This window comes from Kitasatospora sp. Root107 (assembly GCF_001424875.1).
Classification (GTDB): Bacteria; Actinomycetota; Actinomycetes; order Streptomycetales; family Streptomycetaceae; genus Kitasatospora.
The window spans coordinates 1-20268 of record NZ_LMCT01000016.1 but is presented as its reverse complement, the minus strand read 5'-3'; the positions used below and the strand labels follow the sequence as shown (position 1 = coordinate 20268).

Below are 20268 nucleotides of genomic sequence, written 5' to 3'. Positions count from 1 at the left end.
GCTGCTAGAATGCGGGTGTTGGCCTTCGGCGTGCCCCTCAAGTGCGGGCGTCCGGAGGCTTTTTTTATGTCTTCTCACACTCCTCCGCCCGGGGCGCCTGTCGTCACCGGCTACCGTGACCTGCTCCGTATCACCGAGTTCACCGGCCTGTATGTCGGCTTCACCCTGACGGTCGGCGCAAGTACCCTGTCCGGCTTCGCCCTTGGCACGCTGGTCAGCCGACAGACCAGTTCGCCGTTCCTGACGGCGGTCAGCATGTACGGCGCCACGTTCGCCGCCGTGCTCGGGGCGTTGACGCTGATGTCGGTCGCGGACGGGCGCCGCCCGCGCCGCACCGTCGTCGTGCTCCAGTGCCTCTCGCTGCTGGGGGTCGCCGCGCAGGCGATACCGGGGTTGCCGTTGCCGGCCCGGTTCGGGTTGCTGCTGGTGCTGGGGTTCTTCCAGTCGTTGGGCACCGGCACCCGGATGGGGCTGCTCGCCGAGGTGGTCCCGGCCTCCGCCTACGCGATGGCCCGTTCGCTGATGAACATCACCTCGGGCGGCACGGCCGTGCTCGGCTACGCGATCGGCGCCGTCCTCCTGCGGCAGCTGAGCCCCCACCAGGTCTTCGTGCTGGCCGCGGTCCTGACCGCGCTCGGCCTGGTCGTGCTGGCGGCCACCGTCCGGGACCACTCGATCCGGCTGACCCGGCGGCCCGGGCTGCGGCAGACCTGGAGCACCAACGCCGCGCTCTTCGCCGACCCCGGGCAGCGGGCGCTGCTGCTGAACCTCTGGGTCCCCAACGGCCTGGTCGTCGGCTGCGAGGCGCTGTTCCTCTCCTATGCGCCCGACCACGCGGGCACCCTGCTGGCCGCCGGATCGGCCGGCCTGCTGGTCGGTGACCTGGCCGTCGGCCGGCTGCTCACCGCCGACCGGCGACGGCGCTACGCGTACGGCCTGCGGCTGCTGCTCGCCGTCCCGTACCTGCTGTTCGTGCTGGATCCCCCGATGGCGGTGGTGACGGTCGCGGTCTTCGCCGCGAGTGTCGGGTTCGCGGCCACCCTGCCCTTGCAGGAGCAGCTGCTCGAGCTCACGCCCGATCCGGTGCGCGGCCAGGTCCAGGGAGTCGAGTCAGCCGGCCGGATGACCTGGCAGGGCCTCGGCGCCGCGATCGCCGGTGGCGCCGCCCAGTACCTCGCCCCGGGGGCTGCGATCACCGCCGTCGCCGTGGTCTCCCTCGCCGTCACGGTCCTCTCCCGTCCGGCCGTGGAACGGGCCCGCTCCGCCAGGGGTGTTCGGAGCGAGCCCGCCTGACGGAGGGTCACAGGACTGGGATGTCCACCTTCAGGACGAAGGCGTGCGGCACTGGGTCGGCCGGGGCCTCGTAGGTCAGGGTGGCGGTCACCTTGCCGCCGTGCGGGGCGGTGGGGCTGACCCGGACGGCGAAGCCGCGGTTCCGCCACGACCAGGTGTTGCTGACCGTGTCGGGGCAGGTCGCGGTGGAGCGGTCGGCCGAGAACTCGCACGGCGCCCCGTCCGGTGCGGAGCTCAGGAAGGTGGATCCGGGCGGGAGTTGGGCGACCAGACGGCCGCGCCACGGGTAGTCGGTGGACGGGCCGAGGTTGCGCTCCTCGACCTCGAAGTCGGCCGGGTTGCCGGGGGCGGCGGGCAGCGGGGGCCGGACCAGCGAGAGGTGGGCGCCGGTGACCGGGGCGGCGATCTCGGAGGTCCAGGTGGCGAGGTTGTCGGCCGGGTTCTGCTCGCCGTCCCAGCTGACCTCGGCGGTGCCGCCGGGGTAACTCTTCGGTCCGGCCAAGCCGCTGATGGTGCGTGAGCGCAGCTTGACGTGGCTGCACTGGTTCGGCTGGAGCCCTTCGGCGACCGGGATGCGGATCCAGTTCCAGCCGCCGTCGGTGGCCTCACCGAACTCGGGCGAGATCTGCATGCCCTCGTCCGGCGGCCCGTTCACCACCAGGGTCGCCGCGGTCTGCGGGGTCTCGGTGCCGTGGTTGCAGACCACGACGGTGAACGGCACGGTGGCGCCGGGCGGGGCGGCCGGATTGGGTGCGGCGACCGTCACGGCCAGGTCGCGGGCGTACGGCGGGGCAGGCTGCGGGGACGGGGCGGCCTGGGCGGTGACGGGGACGAGAGCGGCCGTCAGGGCGGCAGCCAGGGTTGCGGGGATCCGCATGAGGTCTCCATCGGGACGGTGGTGGGCTGCGCGGGTCGGCGCCCACGTTCGTCCACGAAGTTATCCCCGCCGGCCTGGTCCGACCCTGCCGCCGGCGCCCGACGCGGCCGAACCTTCGCCCTCCCGGGTGACCCACCCCGGGTGCCGACCGACGTGGAGGTCGAGGCGGATCCGCCGTACCGCCGTGATCGAATAGGGGCACCAGAACAGAAAGGGGGATGGTCACATGATCGAACTGTCGACGGCGCCGATGACCTGGGTGGCGGCTGGGGACAGCATCACCCAGGCCGTCCGGCACACCTACGGCGCGCGGGGCTGGGTCGAGCACATCCACGAGCGGATTCGCTGGCAGCTGGACCGGCTGACCGACCTGGTCGTCAACTCCGGTGTCTCCGCGTGGTCTGCGAGCGACGTGCTCGGCTGCTACGACCACCTGATCGGCCGGCTCTCCCCGGACGTGCTGTCGATCTCGCTGGGCACCAACGACGCCCGCGCCGGGCTGGCCGGGCTCGGTGCGTTCCATGCCGACCTGCGGGCGATCATCGCCAGGGCCGACGGTGCCCAGATCGTGCTCCACACCCCCGTTCTGACCAGTGTGAGCGGCCGCACCGCCCGGCCCGAACTCCCCGCCTACTGCCAGGCCGTCCGGGAGATCGCCCACGACACGGGCGCGCTGCTGGTCGACCACGAGGCCCACTGGCTGGCCCGCTTCCCCGACGGCGCCGACCCGATCCCCTGGCTCGACGACCCTGCCCACCCCAATGCCGTCGGCCACCTGCAGATGGCCAACCACACCCTGCGCACCCTGGGGCTGGGCGAGTTGACCGACGTGTAGCCGGCACGACGAAGCCTCCGGCCTCAAGAGGTGCGGCCGGGGGCATTCGCGCGACTACGGAACCAGGGCGTCGGCCGCCACGAGGTCGCGGCGCTGCTCGCCGATCGCCTCCGGGTCCCAGTCGGGACGGGGTACGGAGGCCAGCAGCAGGCGGGTGTACGGGTGTTGGGGCATGCTGAGCAGGTCGGTGACCGGCTGGTGCTCCACGGTCCGGCCGCGGTACATCACCAGGGCCTCGTCGCAGACGTAACGGACCACGGCCAGGTCGTGGCTGACGAAGACCAGGCCGATGCCGGTGTCGCGGCGGATGTCGGAGAGCAGGTTGAGGACCTGGGCCTGGACCGAGACGTCCAGGGCCGAGACCGCCTCGTCGAGCACCAGGACGGCGGGCTCGACGGCCAACGCCCGGGCGATGGCGGCGCGTTGGCGCTGCCCGCCGGAGAGCTGGCGGGGCAGCGCGGCGGCTTCCCGGTCGCCGAGGCCGACCTGGGCCAGCAGCTCCCTGACCCGGGCTGCCCGGTCCGCGCCGGACGGCGAGCCGTGCAGCCGCAGGACACCGTCCAGCGTGTCGCCGATGCTGATGCGGCCGTCCAACGAGAGGTACGGGTCCTGGAAGACGATCTGGACCGCCTTGGCGCGGGCCAGCCGCGCCGTCCGACCCCGCACCCGGGCCGCGAGCGGGGTGCCCTGGACCAGGATCTCGCCCTGGTCGGGGCGTTCCAGGCCGACCAGCATCCGGGCCGTGGTGGTCTTGCCGGAGCCGGACTCGCCCACGATGCCCAGAGCTCCCCCGGGGCGCAGCGAGAAGGAGAGATCGTCGACCGCGACGACCGTCGCCCCTCCGGACGGGTAGGTCTTGCGCAGGCCGCTGACCTGGAGCAGCAGGCCGGGGTCGGTGGTCAACGGATCTCCTGGGCAGCTGAATTGGCGAGTTCGTCCACTCGGTGGCAGGCGACCATGCCCGCCCCCAGGGGGGCCAGCGGCGGCGCGGCCTGGTCGCAGCGTCCGGGCTGCGCGAAGTGGCAACGGTCGAAGAAGGCGCAGCCGGGTGCACTCTGCGCCAGGCTCATCGGGCTGCCGGGGATCGGCACCAGCCGGGTGAGCTCGCCGTGCAGTGGTGGCGAGGAGCCCAACAGGCCTGCGGTGTACGGGTGTCGGGGCGCGGCCAGCAGCTCGGCGGCGGTGCCGGTCTCGACGATCCGCCCGGCGTACATCACGTAGATCCGGTCGCAGGTGGCGGCGGCCAGGTCCAGGTCGTGGGTGATCAGCAGCAGGCCGAGGCCCTTCTCGCGTTGCAGCCGGCGCAGGATCGCCATGATCTCGGCCTGAGTGGTGACGTCGAGTGCGGTGGTGGGTTCGTCACAGAGCAGCAGGCGGGGGTCGGCGGTGAGCGCCCCGGCGATCATGACGCGTTGCAGCATGCCGCCGGACATCTGGTGCGGGTACTGGCGCAGGTGCCGGGGCGGGTCGGGCAGGCCGACGGCGCCGAGCAGTTCGAGGACCCGGGCCTCCGCCTCCGCCTTGGACCGGCCGCCGACCAGCCGCAGCTGCTCGGTGAGGAAGTCACCGACCCGGCGCACCGGGTTGATGCCGGCCCGGGGGTCCTGGAAGATCATGGACGCCTTGCCGGTCCGCACCGCGCGCACGGTGTCGGCGTCCGCACCGATCAACTCGGCTCCGCCGACCCGCACTTGGCCACCAACCCGGGCACCCGCCGGCAGCAGGCCGAGCGCGGCGCGGGCGGTCACCGACTTGCCGGAGCCCGACTCCCCCACCAGCGCGACGGCCTCGCCCTCGGCGACGCTCAGGCTGACGCCGTCCAGGATCGGCCGGGCCATTCCGGGCAGGGCCACTTCCAGCGCCTCGTACTCAAGAATCGGCATCAGGATTCCCTCCCTGCGAGCCGGTCGCCGAGGTGCTCCCCGACGACGTTGAAGGCGACCACGACCAGCACGACCGCGACGGCCGGGACGATCGCCGACAGCGGCTCCCCCTGCAGCACGGCCGCCTGCCCCTGGTTGATCATCGCGCCCCAGTCGGGGGTGGGCGGCTGGACGCCCAGCCCGAGGAACGACAGGGCAGCGAGATCGAGCAGCGCGTAGCCGAAGTTGACCGTCGACTGGGCCAGCACGGTGGGCATGATGCCGGGCAGCAGTCGCCGCAGGGCCACGAACACGGCCGAGTGGCCCTGCACTTGGTACGCGGCGATGTACGGCCGCACCTTCTCCTGCGCGGTCAGGCTGCGTACCAGCCGCGCCGTGTACGGCAGGTAGGCGACCGCCATCGCGAGGACCGGCGCGGTCAACCCTTTGCCGAACAGGGCGACGGCGAGGATGGCCAGCAGCAGGGCCGGGAAGGCGAACAGGATGTCCAGCACCCTGCCCACCACCGTGTCGACCCAGCCGCCGCGCCAGGCGGTGAACAGGCCGACCGCGATGCCGCCGATGGTGGCGAACACCACCACGGCCAGCGGGCCGACCAGGCTGGTGCGGGTGCCCTCGATCAGCGCCGAGAAGGTGTCGTGCCCGCCGCCGTCCGTCCCGAGCCAGTGCTCGGGGCTGGGGGCGACGAAGTTGTTGCCCAGTTCGCCGAAGGTCGGGTCCTGTGGGGAGAGCCACGGTGCGAACAGCGCGGCCAGCACGAACAGGACCAGGACCAGCGTGCTGACCCGGGTCAGCGGGCCACCGCCGATCCGGCGCAGCGCGCCAAGTGGGTTGCCGAGCAGGGAAGTCGAGATACTCACCGGGCTCCTCCGGCCGCGCGCACGCGCGGGTCGATCAGCGGATGGACCAGGTCCACCACGGTGTTGACGACCACGAAGACGGCCACCACCAGCAGCACGATCGCCTGGACGACCTGGAAGTCCAGCTGGTCCACGCACTGGACCAGCAGCGAGCCGATCCCGGACATGCCGAACGCGGTCTCCACGATCGCGGTGCTGACCAGCATCCCCGAGACCAGCAGCCCGCCCACGGTGACGATCGGTCCGAGCGCGTTGCGCAGCACATGACGCCGGATCACGGTCCGCCGGGGCAGCCCCCGGCTGAGCGCCACCTCGACGTGCTCGCGCCGCAGTTCGTCCAGCATCGACGAGCGGGTCACCCGGGTGACCAGGGCCATGAAGGTGACCGAGAGGGCGATCGCGGGCAGCGCCACGTGGTGCAGCCGGTCCAGCAGGTCGGTGCCGTTGCCGATGGTCGGGAACCAGCCGAGCTGTACCCCGAAGACCGAGCGCAGCACGATCGCCGCGACGAAGGACGGCACCGCGGCGCCGACCGTCACCAGCAGCAGCACGGCGGAGCCGGTCCGGGTGCCGCGCCGCAGGGCGCCGACGATCCCGGCGCCGACGCCGAGCACGGCGATCAGCAGGGCCGCCACCCCGACCAGCAACAGGGTCGCCGGCAGCCGGGCCGCCAGTACCTCGCCGACGCTCTGGTGGAACAGGTACGAGCGGCCGAGGTCGCCGTGCAGCACGCCCTCCAGCCAGTGCCAGTAGCGCACCGGGAACGGGTCGTCGAAGCCGTACTGCTGACGGATCGCCAGCAGCTCCTGCGGGCTCGCGCTCCGGCCCTTGACCAGGAAGCTCGCCGGGTCACCGGGCGCCAGGTAGAGCGAGGAGAACACCAGGAACGAGGTGACCAGCAGGGTCACCGCCATGCCCAGCAGCCTGCGCGCGGCCGACCCGGCCACCCGGAGCAGGGTGGTCGGCGTCATCCCTTGGCGCCGATCTCGGCGGCCCACGGGTAGTAGAGGTAGGCGATGGACGGCCGGACACCGGTGATCCGCTTGCCCATGAAGACGCTGACCGGCTCGGTGTACAGCGGCAGCCAGGGCAGCTGGGTCATCGCGATCTGCTGGGCCTCCCCGGTGGCGGCGGAGTTCGCGGCCAGGTCGTAGGCGCCGATGGCCCGGTCGACGGCGGCGTCGAACTTCGGGTCGGACCAGCCGCCGTAGTTGCTGAACGCGTCGGTCCGCAGTGAGCTGAACATGTCCAGCGGGTCGGTGATCGAGGTGTACCAGAAGGTCAGGAAGAGGTCGATGCCCTCCCGCGCGGCCGCGTCGGTGAACAGCGCGCTGTACTTGTCCGCCGCGATGGTGTTGATCTCCGGCTTGAGCCCGATCGCGGTAGCGGCCTGGGCGACGGCCTGGGTGATGATGGTGGTCTGCGAGTCCAGCGGGCTGGTCGCGATCACCACCTTCTGGCCGTTCACCCCGGCCTCGGCGGCGAGCGCCTTCGCCTTCGCGGGGTCGTACGGGTACTCGGGCAGCGCCTTGAGCAGGTCGGCCGCGCCCGGCGCGCCGTTCCAGTTGTTCGACGTCACCAGGGAGTTGGCCACCTCGCCGACCCCGGCGGCGCCGGCCTTGACGATGCCCTTGCGGTCGGTGGCCATCAGCAGCGCCTGCCGCACCCGGGCGTCGCCCAGCGGGCCCTTGAGGTTGTTGACCACCTCGGTGGCGACGGTGGTGTTCTGGCCGAAGTAGAGCGCGCCGCCCGGCGTGGACTTCAACTGCGCGTAGGCGCCGGCCGGGACCATCCAGCCGCCGTCCACCTCACCGGTGCGGAAGGCGTTGACCCGGGTGGTCGGGTCGGCCAGGAAGACGAACTTCGCCTGCGCGGACTTCGCCTTCAACTGCGGGTTCCAGTAGTCGTCGAACCGCTTGAGCACCAGCGACTGGCCCGAGGTCCAGGACCCGAACGAGAACGGCCCGGTGCAGTTCACCCCGCCGGCCGGGGTGCCGTAGTCCTTGCCCGCCTTGGCCAGTGTGGCGGCCGACTCAACCACGCCGGGCCCGGCGGCCAGGTACTTGTTGAAGGTGGAGTCGGGTGCCTTCAGCGTGACGGTGACCTCCAGCGGTCCGGACGGCTCGATCGACTCGACGTTGCGGTACTGGTTGCCCCAGACGCTGCCCACCTCCGGATCCATGTTGCGGCGCAGCGAGGCGACCACGTCGGCGGCGGTGAGCACCGTGCCGTTGTGGAACTTCACGCCGGGCCGGATCTGGTAGACCCAGCTGGTCGGCGTCGGGTTGCTGAACGCGCTGGCCAGGCCGGGCGAGGTGGTCAGGTCCGGATTCCAGCGCAGCAGGCTCTCGCAGACGTTGGCGAGGATCTGGTTCGGCGGGAAGTCGAAAGCGTACGCGTAGTCGATCGTGGTCGGCTCGCCGAACAGCGACCAGGTGAACGAGTCGAGCTCTCCGGTGGCGGCGGGGGTGGTGCGGTCAACTGGTAGGCGGCTCCGGTGCTGTCGGTCTGCTTGGCGCTGCCGCTGCACCCGGTGGTGACGAGGGCGGTGGCCACGGTGACGGCGGCGAGGAGGCTGCGAGGTCTCATGGGGGGTCCTTCGTGGGGGAGTTGGCGGTCAGGAGGTGGCGGTGAAGACCGCTCGGCCGTCGACGTAGGTGCGCAGCACCCGGGTGAGGCCGATCTCCTCGGCCGGGTGCTCGAAGGGGTCGCGGTCCAGCACGACCAGGTCCGCGCACTTGCCGACCTCGACATCCTCAAGGGTCTGATCGAGGCGGGAACGCTGATCCCCGCTCTCGACCGGACGTACCCGTTGGCCGAAGTCCCGGACGCCATAGCGCATCTGATGGCAAGTCAGGCGCGCGGCAAGCTGGTGATCCAGGTCCGGGAGGACTGAGCTGCGGATGGCTCTCCGGTACGACCGGCTCAGCGGATCCGGTCGTACCGGAGAGCCAAGGTGCCGTGCGCACCCGCGGTCTGGCCGGCGAGCGCCCACCGCCCCGTGGGCAGGCCGTCGTCGAAGAGGCGCGGCCCGCCGCCGAGGAAGACCGGGAAGACCGTGAGCGCCAGCCGGTCGACCTGGTCGGCCGCCAGCAGAGCCTTGATGACGCTCGCGCTGTTGAGGACGAGGATGTCGCCGCCTTCGGCCGCCCTGAGGTCCGCGACCACCTCGGTGGCGGGCTTGTCGACGACCGTCGTCCGCTCCCAGGGCGCCTCGCCGAGGCTGCCGGAGAGGACCACCTTGTCGGTGTCGACGAGCCACCTCGCGAAGCCCTCGTCGCGCGGATCGGCGCCCTTCGTCCCGATGACGGTGGGCCAGAACCCGAGGAACCCCTCGGCGTTGACCCGCCCGAGGAGGGCCGTCGTCGCGGGCTGCCAGAGGCTGGTCATGTGGTCGCGGGCGACGTCGCTGTGCGCGTACGGCATCACCCAGCTCATGTCCTGGGGGTTGTCCGGCGCGGCGTACCGGCCGTCGAGGGAGAGGCTCATGTTGATGACGACCCTGCGGCCGGCGGTCTGCTCAGTCACTTCGTGCTCCCTGTGTCGGTGGGGTGCGTGGCGAGGGTCGCCGCGAGCTTGTCGAGGCTCTGGCCGAAGCCGATCTCGATGCCTGCGACGAAGTCCGCGGAGTCGACGGTGCTGTCGGTGATCCGCCAGCGGACGTCGAGGTCCGTACCGGTGGCGGTGGGCCGCAGGCCGAGGTCGACGTGGGCGGTGAACGCGAGGCGGCCGTCCGGAAGCAGCGGGGAGAGCCGGTAGGCGAGGTGCTCACCAGGGCGTACGTCGTCGACGACGCCCTCCGCGCGCCCGGCGGTCAGGGCGGAGCCGTCGGCGTCCTCGGCGTCGCGGTACTCCAGGAGGACCCGCCCGCCGGGTCGCGCCTCGAAGACGAGTTCGGCGACGCGGAGGTCGTCCGGCGTCCACCACCGGGCGAGCAGCGGGGACTCGGTCAGGTGGCGCCAGACCAGCTCGGGGTGCGCCGCCAGCGACCGGAGGAACCGGAACGAGCGGCCGTCGGCCCACCCCGACTCCGCTGCGGCGAACCGCTCCGCGTCGAGGCTGAGCCCGTAGCGGTCGAAGGTCGAGCGCGGGCCGTCGGCCTGGTCCGCGGTGTCGGCGAGCCGGCCGAGCGCAGCCGCCAGGTCCCGCAGGGGATCGGACCGGAGCGCGTAGATGCGGCGCTGGCCGGTGCGCTGGGAGGTGACGACGCCGGCGCGCTCGAGGGCCTGCAGGTGCTTGGTCGTCTGCGGCTGGCGCGCCTCGGCGAGCTGGGCGAGGACGCCGACCGAGCGGGGCCGTTCGGCCAGCAGGTTCACGAGCAGCCAGCGGGCCGGGTCGGCCAGTGCGGCGAGGAGTGCGTCCATGGCGACGAGTATTCCTTGACACGAATATTCGTGTCAAGGAATATCTTGCTGACCCGCCGGACCCGTGCTGCTCAGTGGACGGTGTAGCCGGTGGTCAGTGGTGTGCCGACCGGACCGGCCGCGGTCACGGTGACCGTTCCGGCGGCGCTGTGCCTGACCTTCGCGGCCGCCTTTCCGTCGCTGCCGCAGACCGGGCTCGTGGTGGAGTCAGGGCCGCCGCCCCGGACGGCGAGCGACACCGGCTTGCCGGGCTCGCAGCCTAGGTAGGCGAGGGTCAACTCCTCGTTCACCTTGGGCTCTTGGGGCGTACCGAACAGCGCCGCGCGCGTGGTGAGCGAGGTCGACTGCCTGGTCCCGCTGGCCGTGACCTTCCCGGTCACCTCCCACGTGCCCGCCGCCGGCCCGGAGAACTGGCGCAGCCGCAAGGTGGCGGTCCCGCTCCGGCAGGGTTCGGCCGCCCCGAACACGCCGCTCAGGCCGGTGCGTTGGTCGCGCCAACTGAACTCGATCTGCTGGCCGGAGCTACAGCCCTCGTACGCCAGGGTGAGATCCCCGCGCATGGTGAACAGCGACGGTGAGACGGTCACCCGCTCGGCCACCGCGCTCGGAGTACGCGAGGCGGTCGCCGTGCTCCGGCTGTCGGAGCTCTTCCGCCCCTTCTTCTTCTTGTTTCCGCCGGTGCTGCAAGCCGCCAGTGCCACCACCAACGCCAGGATCAGCACACACTGAAGCCCTCGTCTGACCATCGGTCCCCCCGTAGTCGTTCCAATGGCCACAGGATGGGCTCGGTTCGGCCGCCGTGACTGCCCTTCGGCGCCGACTGTGGCCGAGCTGTGACCTCGCCGAACGGCTGGGCGGTGCAAGGTTTCTGCAATCCGGGGCGGTCACCATGGGTGGGTCAAATGCCTTTGCGAGTCGGGGAGTTCACGTCTTGACCGGTGCAGAAGTGAACGTGGACCCGAAGGCGCTCCGCCGGGCTCAGTCCGCCACGGGGGAGACCCGAGGGGACTTCCGGTCGGCCGCGCTGTCGCCGCTGGACGAGACCGCGGCCGCCGCCGGGAAGGTCAACGGCTGGCAGTCCGCCGAGGGCCTGAAGGTACTCGGGCAGCGGTGGGAGCAGCAGGTGGAGAGCCTGGACGCGATCCTGCGCGGTCTCGGGGAGCGGTTCGGGGGCTCGGCCGCGGCCTACGAGCGCACCGAGGCGGCCGTGCACGGTGAGATGTCCCGCATCCAGAAGGCGTTCGGGTAGGCGGCGATGAGATACGAGGACCTCTACCACGCGAACCTGAAGGCGTTGGACGCGGCGGCGGACAGCTGGGGCCAGGCCGCGAAGCGGCTCCGGGCAGCCGTCGGCGGCTTCAACTCCGGGACCGTCAAGCCGCTGTCCGCCTCGGACTGGCGCGGCGACGCGGCCGTCCGGGCCTTCACCACCCTCTCCGAGGCCGAGCAGGAACTCGACCGGGCGGCCGGCGAAGCGGCCCGCGTCCACGCCCTGCTGGAGGACATCCACGTCCAGTTCACGGCCGTGCAGAAGGAGTTGCGGACGCTCGCGGAGAGCGAGGCACCGGCCGCCGGCGTGCACATCGCCGCCAACGGCCAGGTGTCGCCGCGGAATCCGCTCGACAGCGCGTCCCACGAGCGCAACAGCCCGGACTTCCGCGACGCGCAGGCCCGGCAGAACCAGGCGGTCCAGCAGGTGGAGCAGCGGCTCACCGACATCCTGGGCAAGGCCGACACCCTGGACGCCGCCGCGGACCAGGCGCTGCGTCAGGACCTCAACACCGCCGCCGACCGGCGGTTCAACACCGACTCGTACACCAAGCTCGACCAGGTCAGGAATCCCAGTGAACAGGACTACCTGGACGCCGGGGACTTCATCTTCGACGAGATGAAGAACAACATCAACTCGTCCGACTTCAAGTCGATCAGGGACCTGTTCAACACCGACGACTCCTTGATCGGCCGCCTCACCACGCCCACCGACAAGCTCGCGGCGCTGGCGAAGTGGGCCCTGAAGGTCGCACCCGGCCAGGACTGGGACCACAAGCCCCAGTTGCAGGACCGGCTCGACCTGAAGAAGGCGGACGACTTCTACTTCCAGGTACCGGGCACCAAGGACAAGGTCTTCTACGACATCTACTCGAACATCCACTACGGCTACGTGGGCACCGCCGCCGGCATGGGCCCGGACACCCTGATCAAGGGCGCCACCGTCCCCGTCCCGATCCTGGTCGGCAAGAGCGACCCGGGCGACGTCCTGACCATGCAGGCCGGCATCGACCTGTGGAAGAAGTACGGCAAGGATCTGACGAAGGAACAGCTCGACGCCAAGATCCGCGAGGTGGTCGCCGAGATGAAGGCCAAGAACCTGACCCAGGTCCGCCCGGCCTGAACCTGCTTCGGCCTGGTGGCCGGGCCGGCTCGCAAATCCGGTCTTCCCCCGGTCAGCTGTGGCCAACTTCCGCCAACTGCCCGATCGTGACTCGCGGCGACTGGAAATCCCGGCCGGTCGGCACCAAAACTGCTTCACGTGACGCAAACCGGGCTGCAGCAGCCCCCACTCTCCGGCCCCGCCGCCGCGACCGCCGGGCCGGCGATCTGGTCCCGCAACTTCCGGTACTACTTCACCGCGCGCAGCGCCGGACTGCTCGGCCACACCATGCTGCCGGTCGCGGTCGCCGCCGGGCTGATCGGCTCCGGGCACGGGCTCGGCAGCGTCGGCCTCGCGCTGGCCTTCCTGACGGCACCGTTCGCCGGCCTGGTGCTCTTCGGTGGCGTGCTCTCCGACCGGTTCACCGCCCGCCGGATGATGATCGGCGCCGATCTCACCAACCTGATCGCCCGCGCGCTGATGGCCGTCCTGTTCTTCCAAGGCGTCGACCAGCTCTGGCAGTTGTACGCGCTGATGGCGGTGGCCGGCAGCGCCGCCGCGATGTTCCAGCCCGGCGCCGCCAGCACCGTCCCGCTGGTGGCCCGCGACGTGCAGGGGGCCAACGGCGTGCTGCGTACCTCCGAGGCGCTCACCGCGCTGCTCGGCCCGGCGCTGGCGGGCCTGCTGGTCAGCGCCGCCGCGACCGGCTGGGTGATGGTCATCGCCGCCGTCACGTACGGCATCAGCGCCTGCGGCCTGTTCGCGCTGAGGCTCGACCCGGTGCCCGCCCCACCGCCCGGCGACAGCCTCTGGCGGAACCTGGTGACCGGCTGGCACGAGTTCCGCTCCCGGAGGTGGCTGTGGGGCACCATCGTGGTCTGGATGTTCTACACCGTGCTCTCGACCGGGCCGCTGCTGCCCGTGGCCGCCGGGACACTGGTGCCCGTGTACGGGTCGACCCTGTTCGGCCTGCTCAGCTGCGCCTTCGCTGTCGGGACGGTGTGCGGCGGGCTGCTGGCGATCCGGCTGAAGCCGCCGCGACCGCTCGCGGCCGGCGCAGTGGCGTTGCTGGCCTTCCCGCTCTACCCCTTCGGGATCGTCCTCGGCTGGCACGTCCCGGCGCTCGCCGTCGCGCAGGTGCTGGTCGGCACGGGCGTGACCTTCTGGGGCGTCATGTGGGCGACCAGCGTGCAGACCCAGGTCCCCGGCGAGGTGCTCAACCGTGTCCACGCGTACGACGTCGCGGGCTCGGTCTGCATGCTCCCGATCGGCAGCGCACTCGCCGGGCCGGCGGCTGCGTCGTTCGGCCCGAACACCGTGCTCGCCGCAGTGGGCGTGGCCGCCCTGCTGGTGGTCGCGGCCCTGCTGCTGAGCCGCCCGATCCGGGAACTCCGGCGGGTGCCCGGCACCTAGTGCCGCGCCCGGACGGCGGCCGAGCGGACGGCTCAGAGGGTCGGGAGCTCCTCCCCGAGGCGGGGCTCGCGGCGCTTGATCAGCCAGAACAGGTAGCCGCGCAGGTAGTCCTCCAGACCGTGGTCCAGGTAGGCGGCGTACCGGCGTAGGGCCTCGCTCTCGTTCTGGTCGTCGTCAAGCTCGTCGGCTATCCACGCGCGGACCTTCTCGCGCCCGGCCCACCACAACCGCACTGCCTCGGGAGTCCACTGCTGGTCGCCGTCCCAGGCGTAACCGCCTGCTGGTTCGTCATCGGCGATCTCCACCAGGCCTGCCACCTCCCGGGGATTGGCGGGCTGACGGTATACGAACTCGTTGTGCTCGTCACTGGAGAGCACATGCTCCGGGAGGTAGTAGGGGCCGTTCAGCCCGGTGTCGGTCACGCCCGCGTAGAACGGACCGGGGACGTTGAGCCAACTGCGATCCTCCCAGCGCCCGTAGCCCATCGAATCCGTGAGCTCGCGCGCGCTGGGCAGCGGATCCCAGTACGCCAGTTCCTGCCAGTGCCCCTCGGTCGGATGGACCGTCAGCCGTTCCCGCATCTGCGCTGCCGCCTTCTCAAGCGTGTGCTGCCAAGTGCGGCCCATCACATCCACCTCCCACTGGGCGAGATCGCCTCGGAGCCTACGAGACTCCCTCCAGGTGCCCACCTCCCCGGAGACGACAGCCGCCATGAACTCCAGGGCGAGGCACGAGGGAACCCGGCCGAAGGCATACCCGTCGCAGGTGATCCTGCTCTCGGTGCCACCTTCCGCCAGAGAGACGACGAACTGCTGCCCCGTCGAAGCACCCAGGCGGACATCGACGGTCCGGGGCGACCGGACGACCTCCACTACTTCCACCGAGTCGAAGTGGGCCGCGCTCCTGGCAGAGGAGACGAACCCCTCGAGATCCACCGGTGGCCAGGGTCCGTCCGACAGCCGGGCCCGCGATGCAGGCCGTCGTCGCCCCTTCCAACCGGACCACGCGTCCACTGCTGCCGACAGCATTCTCATACCGCCACACCGTATGCCCACGGATCGGTCCGCCCGCCGCCAGGGCCAGGTCGCGACGGGAGGCACCTGCACCGACCGATTGTGCTGAGCCTGGGAGGTTGGCGGGCAAGCCCAGGTCCGAGGCGGTAGCCGGTGGTTCGATGTGCTTCAAGTGCGCTTCCTGAATGGCTAGTTGGTACCCTTCCGGACTCCCTGGCGGACACCTAGAATCGTCGGCGCCGGTCGCTCGAGACCTCGGATCGCCGGCCGGGACTGGGGGGACCGGATGGAGAGCAGGCAGAGAGTCGTCCGCAGGAACACGCTGCTGTCCAGGCTGCTGAACGCGGCGGCTGCGGTGGCGTTGGCACTGTTGGTCTACAGCGTGATCCGCGACAACCTGCCGGATCAGCTCCGGGGCAGCTGGCCGTGGAAGCTGAAGTTCCTGGACATCCAGAGCGCGACCACGGCGGCGCTGGCCGCACTGGGGGCGTCCCTGGCCCGCGCCCAGTACGCGCGGACGGTCAGGCCCGCGCTCGGGCACTCCGGACGGGCCGTGGACGGCATGGCCCCGTTCGGCCAACGAGCCTGGGCCTGCAGTCTGACGAACGCCGGCCAGGACGTCGCGGTGGTCTCGGAGATCAGCTATCTCGTCACCCTCCTGCCGGCCGTGCCCGGCGAACCGTCCCGGGTGCCGGGCACCTGGGGGACGGCCCTGCAGGCGATCGAGGGAATCGCCGCCGAAGGCCTGGAGGTTCGGAAGGACTTCATGCTCACGGTCATCACGGCGGGCACCCCGCTCCCAGGCCAAGGGATGCGCTTTCTGGGCTGGTTCACCGAGAAGGCCATGCGCGTCGTCGACGAGGTCTACATCCGGGTCCAGGTCGTCGACCGGGTGGGAGACACCCACGAGCGGATCATCGCCTGCCTCAAGGCCGCCGACCGCTCTCCGGCCCACATCGACCCGGAACTCTCCTGAGCATCGAACCCGCGCAGCCGTCAGCTGACGGCTGCGGATCGACGGGGATCGAACGCGGCTGACGTTGCGCCGTGCCGAAGCAGCCTGAACGGATCATGCTGAGACGGCGCCTCGCCCGCGACTACGAGACTCTACCCGCCAGCTCCGAGGCCATGATCCACATTGCCTCGATCGACAACCTCAGCAAGCGCATAACGGACGAGAGCACACCAACCTGGCGAGGCGCCTACTAGGACATAAAGGTCAAACTACTCTCATCAAATGCCCTCTCAGGGCCTCGTCAAGCCCTTCGGTTGCCGATCGGAGTGGACCGAACGGCGCCCGGGACGCCGAATGGGCGCTGTCACCACCGGATGTGGTCATCCGGCGCCTCGAAGGCACTCTGGGTCACCGGCCACACCGCCACCCCGTAGGACGATCTGACCCGGTGCGCGCATCGTGTGCGCGGTTGCCGACATTGATCACCCGGCGGGCATGAGCGTGCTGCAAGCCGGTGTGGTTGCGACCATTCAGAGCTTGCCGGTAACCACTCCGCGCCACGTCCAACCGGCGCCCAGGACGGTCTCCTGCAAGGGGGTCTTCAGGTCAGCGCTGTCGAAGCTGAACGTCTCGGTCAAACCGGAGCCGCCCTTCTCGCCCCCGCCGATGGTCCAGCGCTTCGAGGTCGTGTGTACCTGGCCGCGTTGGACCTCGGCCGCGATGGCCAGCCTGGGGATGCCGCCGACCCAGGTGACCTCGAACTGCTGGTCGAGGGTGCGGACTTCGTGCTTCTCCGGAACCAGGAGCATACGGACAGTGAACACCCGGCTCACCTGAGTGGCAACGAAGAAGTTATGCCAGGCCGGGTCCAGGATGCGCCACTCGGCCACCAGGTCGGCGCCCTCCGCGCGGCCGTCCCTGATGACGTACGGGACGTCGGCTCGGTTGAGCCCGAGCAGTGCCGCATGGACCTCGGCCGCGGATCGCGGGGCGACGCCGTCGGCGGGTCGCTTGGTTCCGGTCAGTTTGTCGAACAGCCCCATGGAATCTCCCTCTGCGGAGTCAGTTTGCCGAGTCCGGGCGGACGGTGCGCACGAAGTCCTGGAAGTCGTCCAGGACATCGGGAAACTGGGTCCTGGTGGCCGTCAGCACCAGGCGGATCACCGCCCGTTTGCGCGGATCAGCGACGTCCAGCATGGACAGGTACACCTGGGACTGGACGAGTTCGCGGGCCACACCGCCGACCACCGCCGTGACGGCCAGCGTCTGGGTGAGTCCGGGTGCGTCCGTAGAGCCGATCTCGCGGCCCCCGGCGACCTCGACCGACGTGCAGGCCTGGCGCAAGCGCTCCACGGACTCGAAGGCGATCTCCGGCAGCGTGGCCGCGTCCGGACGGAATTCGCCATCGATCGTGATATTTGCGGTGAATCCCGCATCCGGCTGCGGAGCCAGCGCAACGAACGCCGCGCCCGGTGCGCCTACTTCGTCCGGCGGTGCGGCGTGCCAGCCGTCCGGCAATTCGAACTGGATCGGTACGGGCAGGGTCGTGGCCATCTCAGGCCCTCCTTACTACAGCGGTGTGCCAGTGGGTCTGCGGAAGTGGGTCAGAACAGGCTGGCTATCCCACCACCGACCCACCCTGCCGCATCACCAATGGCGTGGGCGGCAGAACTCGCGGTGTCGGCGATCTTCCCCGGATCAACGGTGACCTCGAAGCCCACCTGACCCCCCAGTCCGACGGCGGCGCCCACCTTCGTGCCGATGTGCCACTTGCCGTCCGTGCCCTTGCCCAACGTCGCGTCGGCCGAAGCCCCGATGCCGGCCCAGCCCTCGGCCGTTGCGCCCACCCCGATGCCGCCGATGTCCGCGCCGCCCGCGGCGCCAGCCTTCGCCCCGGCGAACGCCTCCGCCCCCGCGTGCACCCCGTCGAGGCCGATCCCGACACCAGCGGTGGCTTCGGCACCCGCCTTGGCCTCCACCCGTCCGTACACCCCGACGGGGCCGGCGTCGGCCCGGCCGTTGGCCGAGGCTTCGGCGCCGGCGAAGGCGGTGGCCTCGGCCTTGATGCCCTCGTTGGTGATGCCGGCAGCCGCGGATGCCTTGGCACCCACATAGGCTTCGGCCGCCCCGGCGAGTTTCAGCGGACCGTTGGTGAGCGAGCCCTCCGCGCTGGCGCGGGCGAGGTCGGCGTGCGCCTCGGCTTCGGCGAGCTTGCCGGTCCCGGTGTTGGGCCCGCTGGCCGTTGCCCCGGCGCCCAGGCCGGAGGCTTCGGCCTTGCCTTCGGCCACCCAGCCGTCGGTCTTGGTCTGGCCGCCGCCTGTGCCGGTGTCCTTGAGGGCGCCGGCGGTCTTGAAGGTGCCACCATCGCCGACCTGGCCGCGCAGGGCCTGGCACGCGGCGTCATCGGCTTCGGCGGCGCGCTGCAGCGCACTCTCGATGGCGCGGACGAAGGCCTCGCAGGCGTCCTGCTGTGCGCTGATGGCGGCCCGGCCATCGGGGTCATGCCGGGCGGCGGCGTTCTGGGCGAGGTCATTGCGCGGGGTGACGGTGCCGTTGGCACTGATGTGGAGGCCCTGCTCCGGGGCCTCGACATCAGCGAGTTGGTGCAGGTACTCCTTGGCGTTCTTCAGCTCGGCGTGCAGCGAAGTGAGCACGCTCGCGATGCCTTTCGCCTCCCCGTAAGCGCTCTCGAACTGCTGCTGGGAGGCAACCATGTCACTGTCGGCCTTGGCCGCCGTCTCCGCGGGCTGGGTCCAGCCGGCCTGCCGGAACGGGCCGGCGACCTGATCGCCGTACGCGGTGTGCAACCCCGTGAACTTGGCGGCGGCCTCCTCCCAAGAGTCAGCGGCCGCGCTGAGGTTGGTGAGGTTGAGGTGGTACAGCTGCTCGTACGTTGGCATGAGCTCGGTGAATCCCCCGTGAAATGGTGCGTACTGTCAGGCTGGCGCTATGGCGACGCGCAGGCCAGGTTCAGCCGAAGCCGTTCGCCATAGACCGAAACGTCTGGCTGATGTCGGTTTCGACGCGCTGGTACTGCATCGCCGTGCTGTCGCACTGTTCGGCGAACTTGCCGCAGTCGGCCGCGAGTGCGGATACCTGAGCCGACCAGGTCTCCGCCGCGCCGGTCAGTGCCCCGTTCAGCCCGCCGTCCCAGTTACCGCTGCCGAAATCCCGGGCTGCCGAGTGCGTCTCGTCCACCGGATGAGCGCCGGTGGTCTGCGTCTGCCAGGCGATCTCACGCGCGCCGCTGCCCGCACGACTGAGCGCTGCCGGGTCCTGTATTTCCGTACCAGCCGACACGTCTGTCCCCCATGTCCTTTGCGCTCCGCCCGGAGCGAAAGGGCCCGCTCGACACGAGCACCCCGTCTGACTGATCGTCAAAGTACTCGAACTGAGAAGCCATCCGCAATTTACTCGGCAGAGAACAGCTCAGAGGGCATTTGATGAGAGTAGTTTGACCTTTATGTCCTAGTAGGTGCCTCGCCAGGTTGGTGTGCTCTCGTCCGTTATGCGCTTGCTGAGGTTGTCGATCGAGGCAATGTGGATCATGGCCTCGGGGCCGGCGGGTAAAGTCTCGTAGTGGCGGGCGAGGCGCCGTCTCAGCATGATCTACCCGAGGCTTCGTTCGACAACCAACCACCTTTTCACCACGTGAAATCCGGGGACGTCGGACTTCCGGTGAACGACCTCAATGTCGATTCCCAGGTTGGCTCCGTGCTCGACCATGGCGTTCTTGAAGCCGGTGTCGACCCAGCTTTTGGAGATGCTCGGGTAGGTTTTCTTTGTCTGGTCGAGGAGTTGGATTCCCGGGGCGTTTTCGGAGAGGCTGGCGCCGGGAACGGTCACGGCGAGGATCAGCCCGATGGTGTCGGTGAGGATGCCGCGCTTCCGGCCGACGATTTTTCCAGGGGATTCCCGTGCGGTTGATGTAGAGGATCGCGTTGAAGACGTCGCGCAGTTCGACCTTTGCCGGCTGTCCGGTGGGCCTGCGGTCGAGTCGGGCTTTTCTCCAGGCCGTCAGTTTCGGCTCGATCAGGGCCCATCGGGAGTCGGACAGGTCGCTGGGTACGGCTTGCGCTGGCTCACGGCACAGCGTCTGCATGAATGTGGCGGAAGACTCCGTTCCGCTGCCCCATGGGCGGTTCTATGACTTCTTCATGCCAGACGGACTTCCAGGTATAGAAGCGGATGAGACGGACAGTCATGCTGGCGGCCAAGGCGAGAACAGGTTTCCCATATCGGGCACATCATCGCGAATACGGTCAGGAATGAAAGCCGCATAGCGGAACAGAGCTCGCTAAACGCCCACTCAGACCGCGTTTGAGATCTGAGATGACTGGGCCTGGGGTCTGCCCGGGCAAGAACGGCCCGCAGACTACAGTGCGTTGCACGAGTTCAAGATCG

General features: G+C 70.3%; 21 protein-coding genes and 3 pseudogenes. 9 read left to right on the top strand and 15 right to left on the bottom strand.

Annotated features, from left to right (window positions below):
• The first annotated feature begins 66 nt into the window (after positions 1-66).
• Complete coding sequence (locus tag ASC99_RS16500) at positions 67-1293, top strand: MFS transporter (protein ID WP_057232786.1); 1227 nt, start codon at positions 67-69, stop codon at positions 1291-1293.
• A 7-nt stretch (positions 1294-1300) separates the two neighbouring features.
• On the opposite strand, the gene ASC99_RS16495 is transcribed toward ASC99_RS16500, so the two are convergent.
• Entirely contained in the window at positions 1301-2170 is an 870-nt protein-coding gene (locus ASC99_RS16495; protein ID WP_057232783.1) for a hypothetical protein, read from the bottom strand.
• Between the two features lie 226 nt (positions 2171-2396).
• On the opposite strand from ASC99_RS16495, the gene ASC99_RS16490 reads away from it, so the two are divergent.
• Positions 2397-3005 (top strand): SGNH/GDSL hydrolase family protein, encoded by a 609-nt coding sequence (locus ASC99_RS16490; RefSeq protein WP_057232781.1) that lies wholly within the window; start codon positions 2397-2399, stop codon positions 3003-3005.
• A 54-nt stretch (positions 3006-3059) separates the two neighbouring features.
• Here the strand turns inward: ASC99_RS16490 and ASC99_RS16485 are convergent, their stop codons facing one another.
• Genes ASC99_RS16485 through ASC99_RS16465 form a run of 5 tightly spaced genes read right to left on the bottom strand, consistent with a single transcriptional unit; the run spans position 3060 to position 8278 of the window.
• On the bottom strand, positions 3060-3908 hold the full coding sequence (locus ASC99_RS16485; protein WP_057232780.1) for an ATP-binding cassette domain-containing protein: 849 nt from the start codon (positions 3906-3908) through the stop codon (positions 3060-3062).
• Positions 3905-4888, bottom strand: a complete 984-nt coding sequence (locus tag ASC99_RS16480) for an ABC transporter ATP-binding protein (RefSeq protein ID WP_057232778.1) — start codon at positions 4886-4888, stop codon at positions 3905-3907. Before ASC99_RS16480 ends, ASC99_RS16485 begins: the two co-directional genes overlap by 4 nt.
• Entirely contained in the window at positions 4888-5748 is an 861-nt protein-coding gene (locus ASC99_RS16475) for an ABC transporter permease (RefSeq protein ID WP_082598383.1), read from the bottom strand. The genes ASC99_RS16480 and ASC99_RS16475 overlap by 1 nt, the downstream gene beginning before the upstream one ends.
• The gene (locus ASC99_RS16470; RefSeq protein ID WP_057232776.1) at positions 5745-6719 is read right to left on the bottom strand and encodes an ABC transporter permease; all 975 of its coding nucleotides are present in this window, start codon (positions 6717-6719) and stop codon (positions 5745-5747) included. The genes ASC99_RS16475 and ASC99_RS16470 overlap by 4 nt, the downstream gene beginning before the upstream one ends.
• The gene (locus ASC99_RS16465; protein WP_157531580.1) at positions 6716-8278 is read right to left on the bottom strand and encodes an ABC transporter substrate-binding protein; all 1563 of its coding nucleotides are present in this window, start codon (positions 8276-8278) and stop codon (positions 6716-6718) included. Before ASC99_RS16465 ends, ASC99_RS16470 begins: the two co-directional genes overlap by 4 nt.
• 165 nt (positions 8279-8443) lie before the next feature.
• Between ASC99_RS16465 and ASC99_RS42130 the strand changes: the two are divergent.
• Positions 8444-8566 (top strand): annotated as a pseudogene (locus ASC99_RS42130) (hypothetical protein); the annotation flags it as partial.
• A 107-nt stretch (positions 8567-8673) separates the two neighbouring features.
• Here the strand turns inward: ASC99_RS42130 and ASC99_RS16455 are convergent.
• The 3 genes from ASC99_RS16455 to ASC99_RS16445 all read right to left on the bottom strand — a co-directional run bounded on the left by ASC99_RS16455 (position 8674) and on the right by ASC99_RS16445 (position 10672).
• On the bottom strand, positions 8674-9276 hold the full coding sequence (locus tag ASC99_RS16455) for a dihydrofolate reductase family protein (protein ID WP_057232772.1): 603 nt from the start codon (positions 9274-9276) through the stop codon (positions 8674-8676).
• Entirely contained in the window at positions 9273-10112 is an 840-nt protein-coding gene (locus tag ASC99_RS16450; RefSeq protein WP_057232769.1) for a metalloregulator ArsR/SmtB family transcription factor, read from the bottom strand. Before ASC99_RS16450 ends, ASC99_RS16455 begins: the two co-directional genes overlap by 4 nt.
• Positions 10113-10183: 71 nt before the next feature.
• The gene (locus ASC99_RS16445; RefSeq protein ID WP_057232768.1) at positions 10184-10672 is read right to left on the bottom strand and encodes a hypothetical protein; all 489 of its coding nucleotides are present in this window, start codon (positions 10670-10672) and stop codon (positions 10184-10186) included.
• Between ASC99_RS16445 and ASC99_RS38595 the strand changes: the two genes are divergently transcribed.
• From ASC99_RS38595 to ASC99_RS16430, 4 genes are all read left to right on the top strand, one after another.
• Entirely contained in the window at positions 10671-10841 is a 171-nt protein-coding gene (locus ASC99_RS38595) for a hypothetical protein (protein WP_157531579.1), read from the top strand. The two genes, ASC99_RS16445 and ASC99_RS38595, sit on opposite strands and share 2 nt — an antisense overlap.
• 202 nt (positions 10842-11043) lie before the next feature.
• The gene (locus ASC99_RS16440) at positions 11044-11361 is read left to right on the top strand and encodes a type VII secretion target (protein WP_162257884.1); all 318 of its coding nucleotides are present in this window, start codon (positions 11044-11046) and stop codon (positions 11359-11361) included.
• 6 nt (positions 11362-11367) lie between these two features.
• Positions 11368-12504 carry a polymorphic toxin type 44 domain-containing protein gene (locus ASC99_RS16435; RefSeq protein WP_057232764.1) on the top strand — a complete coding sequence of 379 codons (1137 nt, stop codon included), beginning with the start codon at positions 11368-11370 and terminating at the stop codon, positions 12502-12504.
• 138 nt (positions 12505-12642) lie between these two features.
• The gene (locus ASC99_RS16430) at positions 12643-13896 is read left to right on the top strand and encodes an MFS transporter (RefSeq protein ID WP_304440492.1); all 1254 of its coding nucleotides are present in this window, start codon (positions 12643-12645) and stop codon (positions 13894-13896) included.
• Between the two features lie 32 nt (positions 13897-13928).
• Here the strand turns inward: ASC99_RS16430 and ASC99_RS40530 are convergent, their stop codons facing one another.
• The gene (locus ASC99_RS40530; protein WP_235583043.1) at positions 13929-14522 is read right to left on the bottom strand and encodes a ferredoxin; all 594 of its coding nucleotides are present in this window, start codon (positions 14520-14522) and stop codon (positions 13929-13931) included.
• A gap of 673 nt (positions 14523-15195) precedes the next feature.
• Here ASC99_RS40530 and ASC99_RS16420 point away from each other — a divergent pair.
• A complete protein-coding gene (locus ASC99_RS16420) occupies positions 15196-15885 on the top strand; it encodes a hypothetical protein (RefSeq protein WP_057232761.1) in 690 nt (229 codons plus the stop codon).
• A gap of 92 nt (positions 15886-15977) precedes the next feature.
• Positions 15978-16118 (top strand): annotated as a pseudogene (locus ASC99_RS16415) (IS5/IS1182 family transposase); the annotation flags it as partial.
• A gap of 276 nt (positions 16119-16394) precedes the next feature.
• Here ASC99_RS16415 and ASC99_RS16410 read toward each other — a convergent pair.
• The 5 genes and pseudogenes from ASC99_RS16410 to ASC99_RS37285 form a co-directional block, all read right to left on the bottom strand.
• Complete coding sequence (locus ASC99_RS16410) at positions 16395-16907, bottom strand: hypothetical protein (protein WP_057232759.1); 513 nt, start codon at positions 16905-16907, stop codon at positions 16395-16397.
• A gap of 19 nt (positions 16908-16926) precedes the next feature.
• Entirely contained in the window at positions 16927-17418 is a 492-nt protein-coding gene (locus ASC99_RS16405) for a hypothetical protein (protein ID WP_057232757.1), read from the bottom strand.
• A gap of 50 nt (positions 17419-17468) precedes the next feature.
• Positions 17469-18671: a hypothetical protein gene (locus ASC99_RS16400; protein WP_157531577.1), complete on the bottom strand. Its 1203-nt coding sequence runs from the start codon at positions 18669-18671 to the stop codon at positions 17469-17471.
• Positions 18672-18834: 163 nt separating this feature from the next.
• Positions 18835-19164 (bottom strand): hypothetical protein, encoded by a 330-nt coding sequence (locus ASC99_RS16395; RefSeq protein ID WP_057232754.1) that lies wholly within the window; start codon positions 19162-19164, stop codon positions 18835-18837.
• 168 nt (positions 19165-19332) lie between these two features.
• Positions 19333-19950: pseudogene (locus tag ASC99_RS37285) on the bottom strand (transposase).
• Positions 19951-20268: the final 318 nt, after the last annotated feature.

Bases quoted from the DNA above. Each gene is read 5' to 3' on its own strand.
- ASC99_RS16490 (WP_057232781.1), top strand. From the start codon at position 2,397: ATGATCGAACTGTCGACGGCGCCGATGACCTGGGTGGCGGCTGGGGAC.
- ASC99_RS16470 (WP_057232776.1), bottom strand. From the start codon at position 6,719: ATGACGCCGACCACCCTGCTCCGGGTGGCCGGGTCGGCCGCGCGCAGG.
- ASC99_RS16445 (WP_057232768.1), bottom strand. From the start codon at position 10,672: ATGCGCGGGGATCTCACCCTGGCGTACGAGGGCTGTAGCTCCGGCCAG.
- ASC99_RS16480 (WP_057232778.1), bottom strand. From the start codon at position 4,888: ATGCCGATTCTTGAGTACGAGGCGCTGGAAGTGGCCCTGCCCGGAATG.
- ASC99_RS40530 (WP_235583043.1), bottom strand. From the start codon at position 14,522: ATGGGCCGCACTTGGCAGCACACGCTTGAGAAGGCGGCAGCGCAGATG.
- ASC99_RS16405 (WP_057232757.1), bottom strand. From the start codon at position 17,418: ATGGCCACGACCCTGCCCGTACCGATCCAGTTCGAATTGCCGGACGGC.
- ASC99_RS16435 (WP_057232764.1), top strand. From the start codon at position 11,368: ATGAGATACGAGGACCTCTACCACGCGAACCTGAAGGCGTTGGACGCG.
- ASC99_RS16500 (WP_057232786.1), top strand. From the start codon at position 67: ATGTCTTCTCACACTCCTCCGCCCGGGGCGCCTGTCGTCACCGGCTAC.
- ASC99_RS16495 (WP_057232783.1), bottom strand. From the start codon at position 2,170: ATGCGGATCCCCGCAACCCTGGCTGCCGCCCTGACGGCCGCTCTCGTC.
- ASC99_RS16450 (WP_057232769.1), bottom strand. From the start codon at position 10,112: ATGGACGCACTCCTCGCCGCACTGGCCGACCCGGCCCGCTGGCTGCTC.
- ASC99_RS38595 (WP_157531579.1), top strand. From the start codon at position 10,671: ATGGTGAACAGCGACGGTGAGACGGTCACCCGCTCGGCCACCGCGCTC.
- ASC99_RS16420 (WP_057232761.1), top strand. From the start codon at position 15,196: ATGGAGAGCAGGCAGAGAGTCGTCCGCAGGAACACGCTGCTGTCCAGG.
- ASC99_RS16410 (WP_057232759.1), bottom strand. From the start codon at position 16,907: ATGGGGCTGTTCGACAAACTGACCGGAACCAAGCGACCCGCCGACGGC.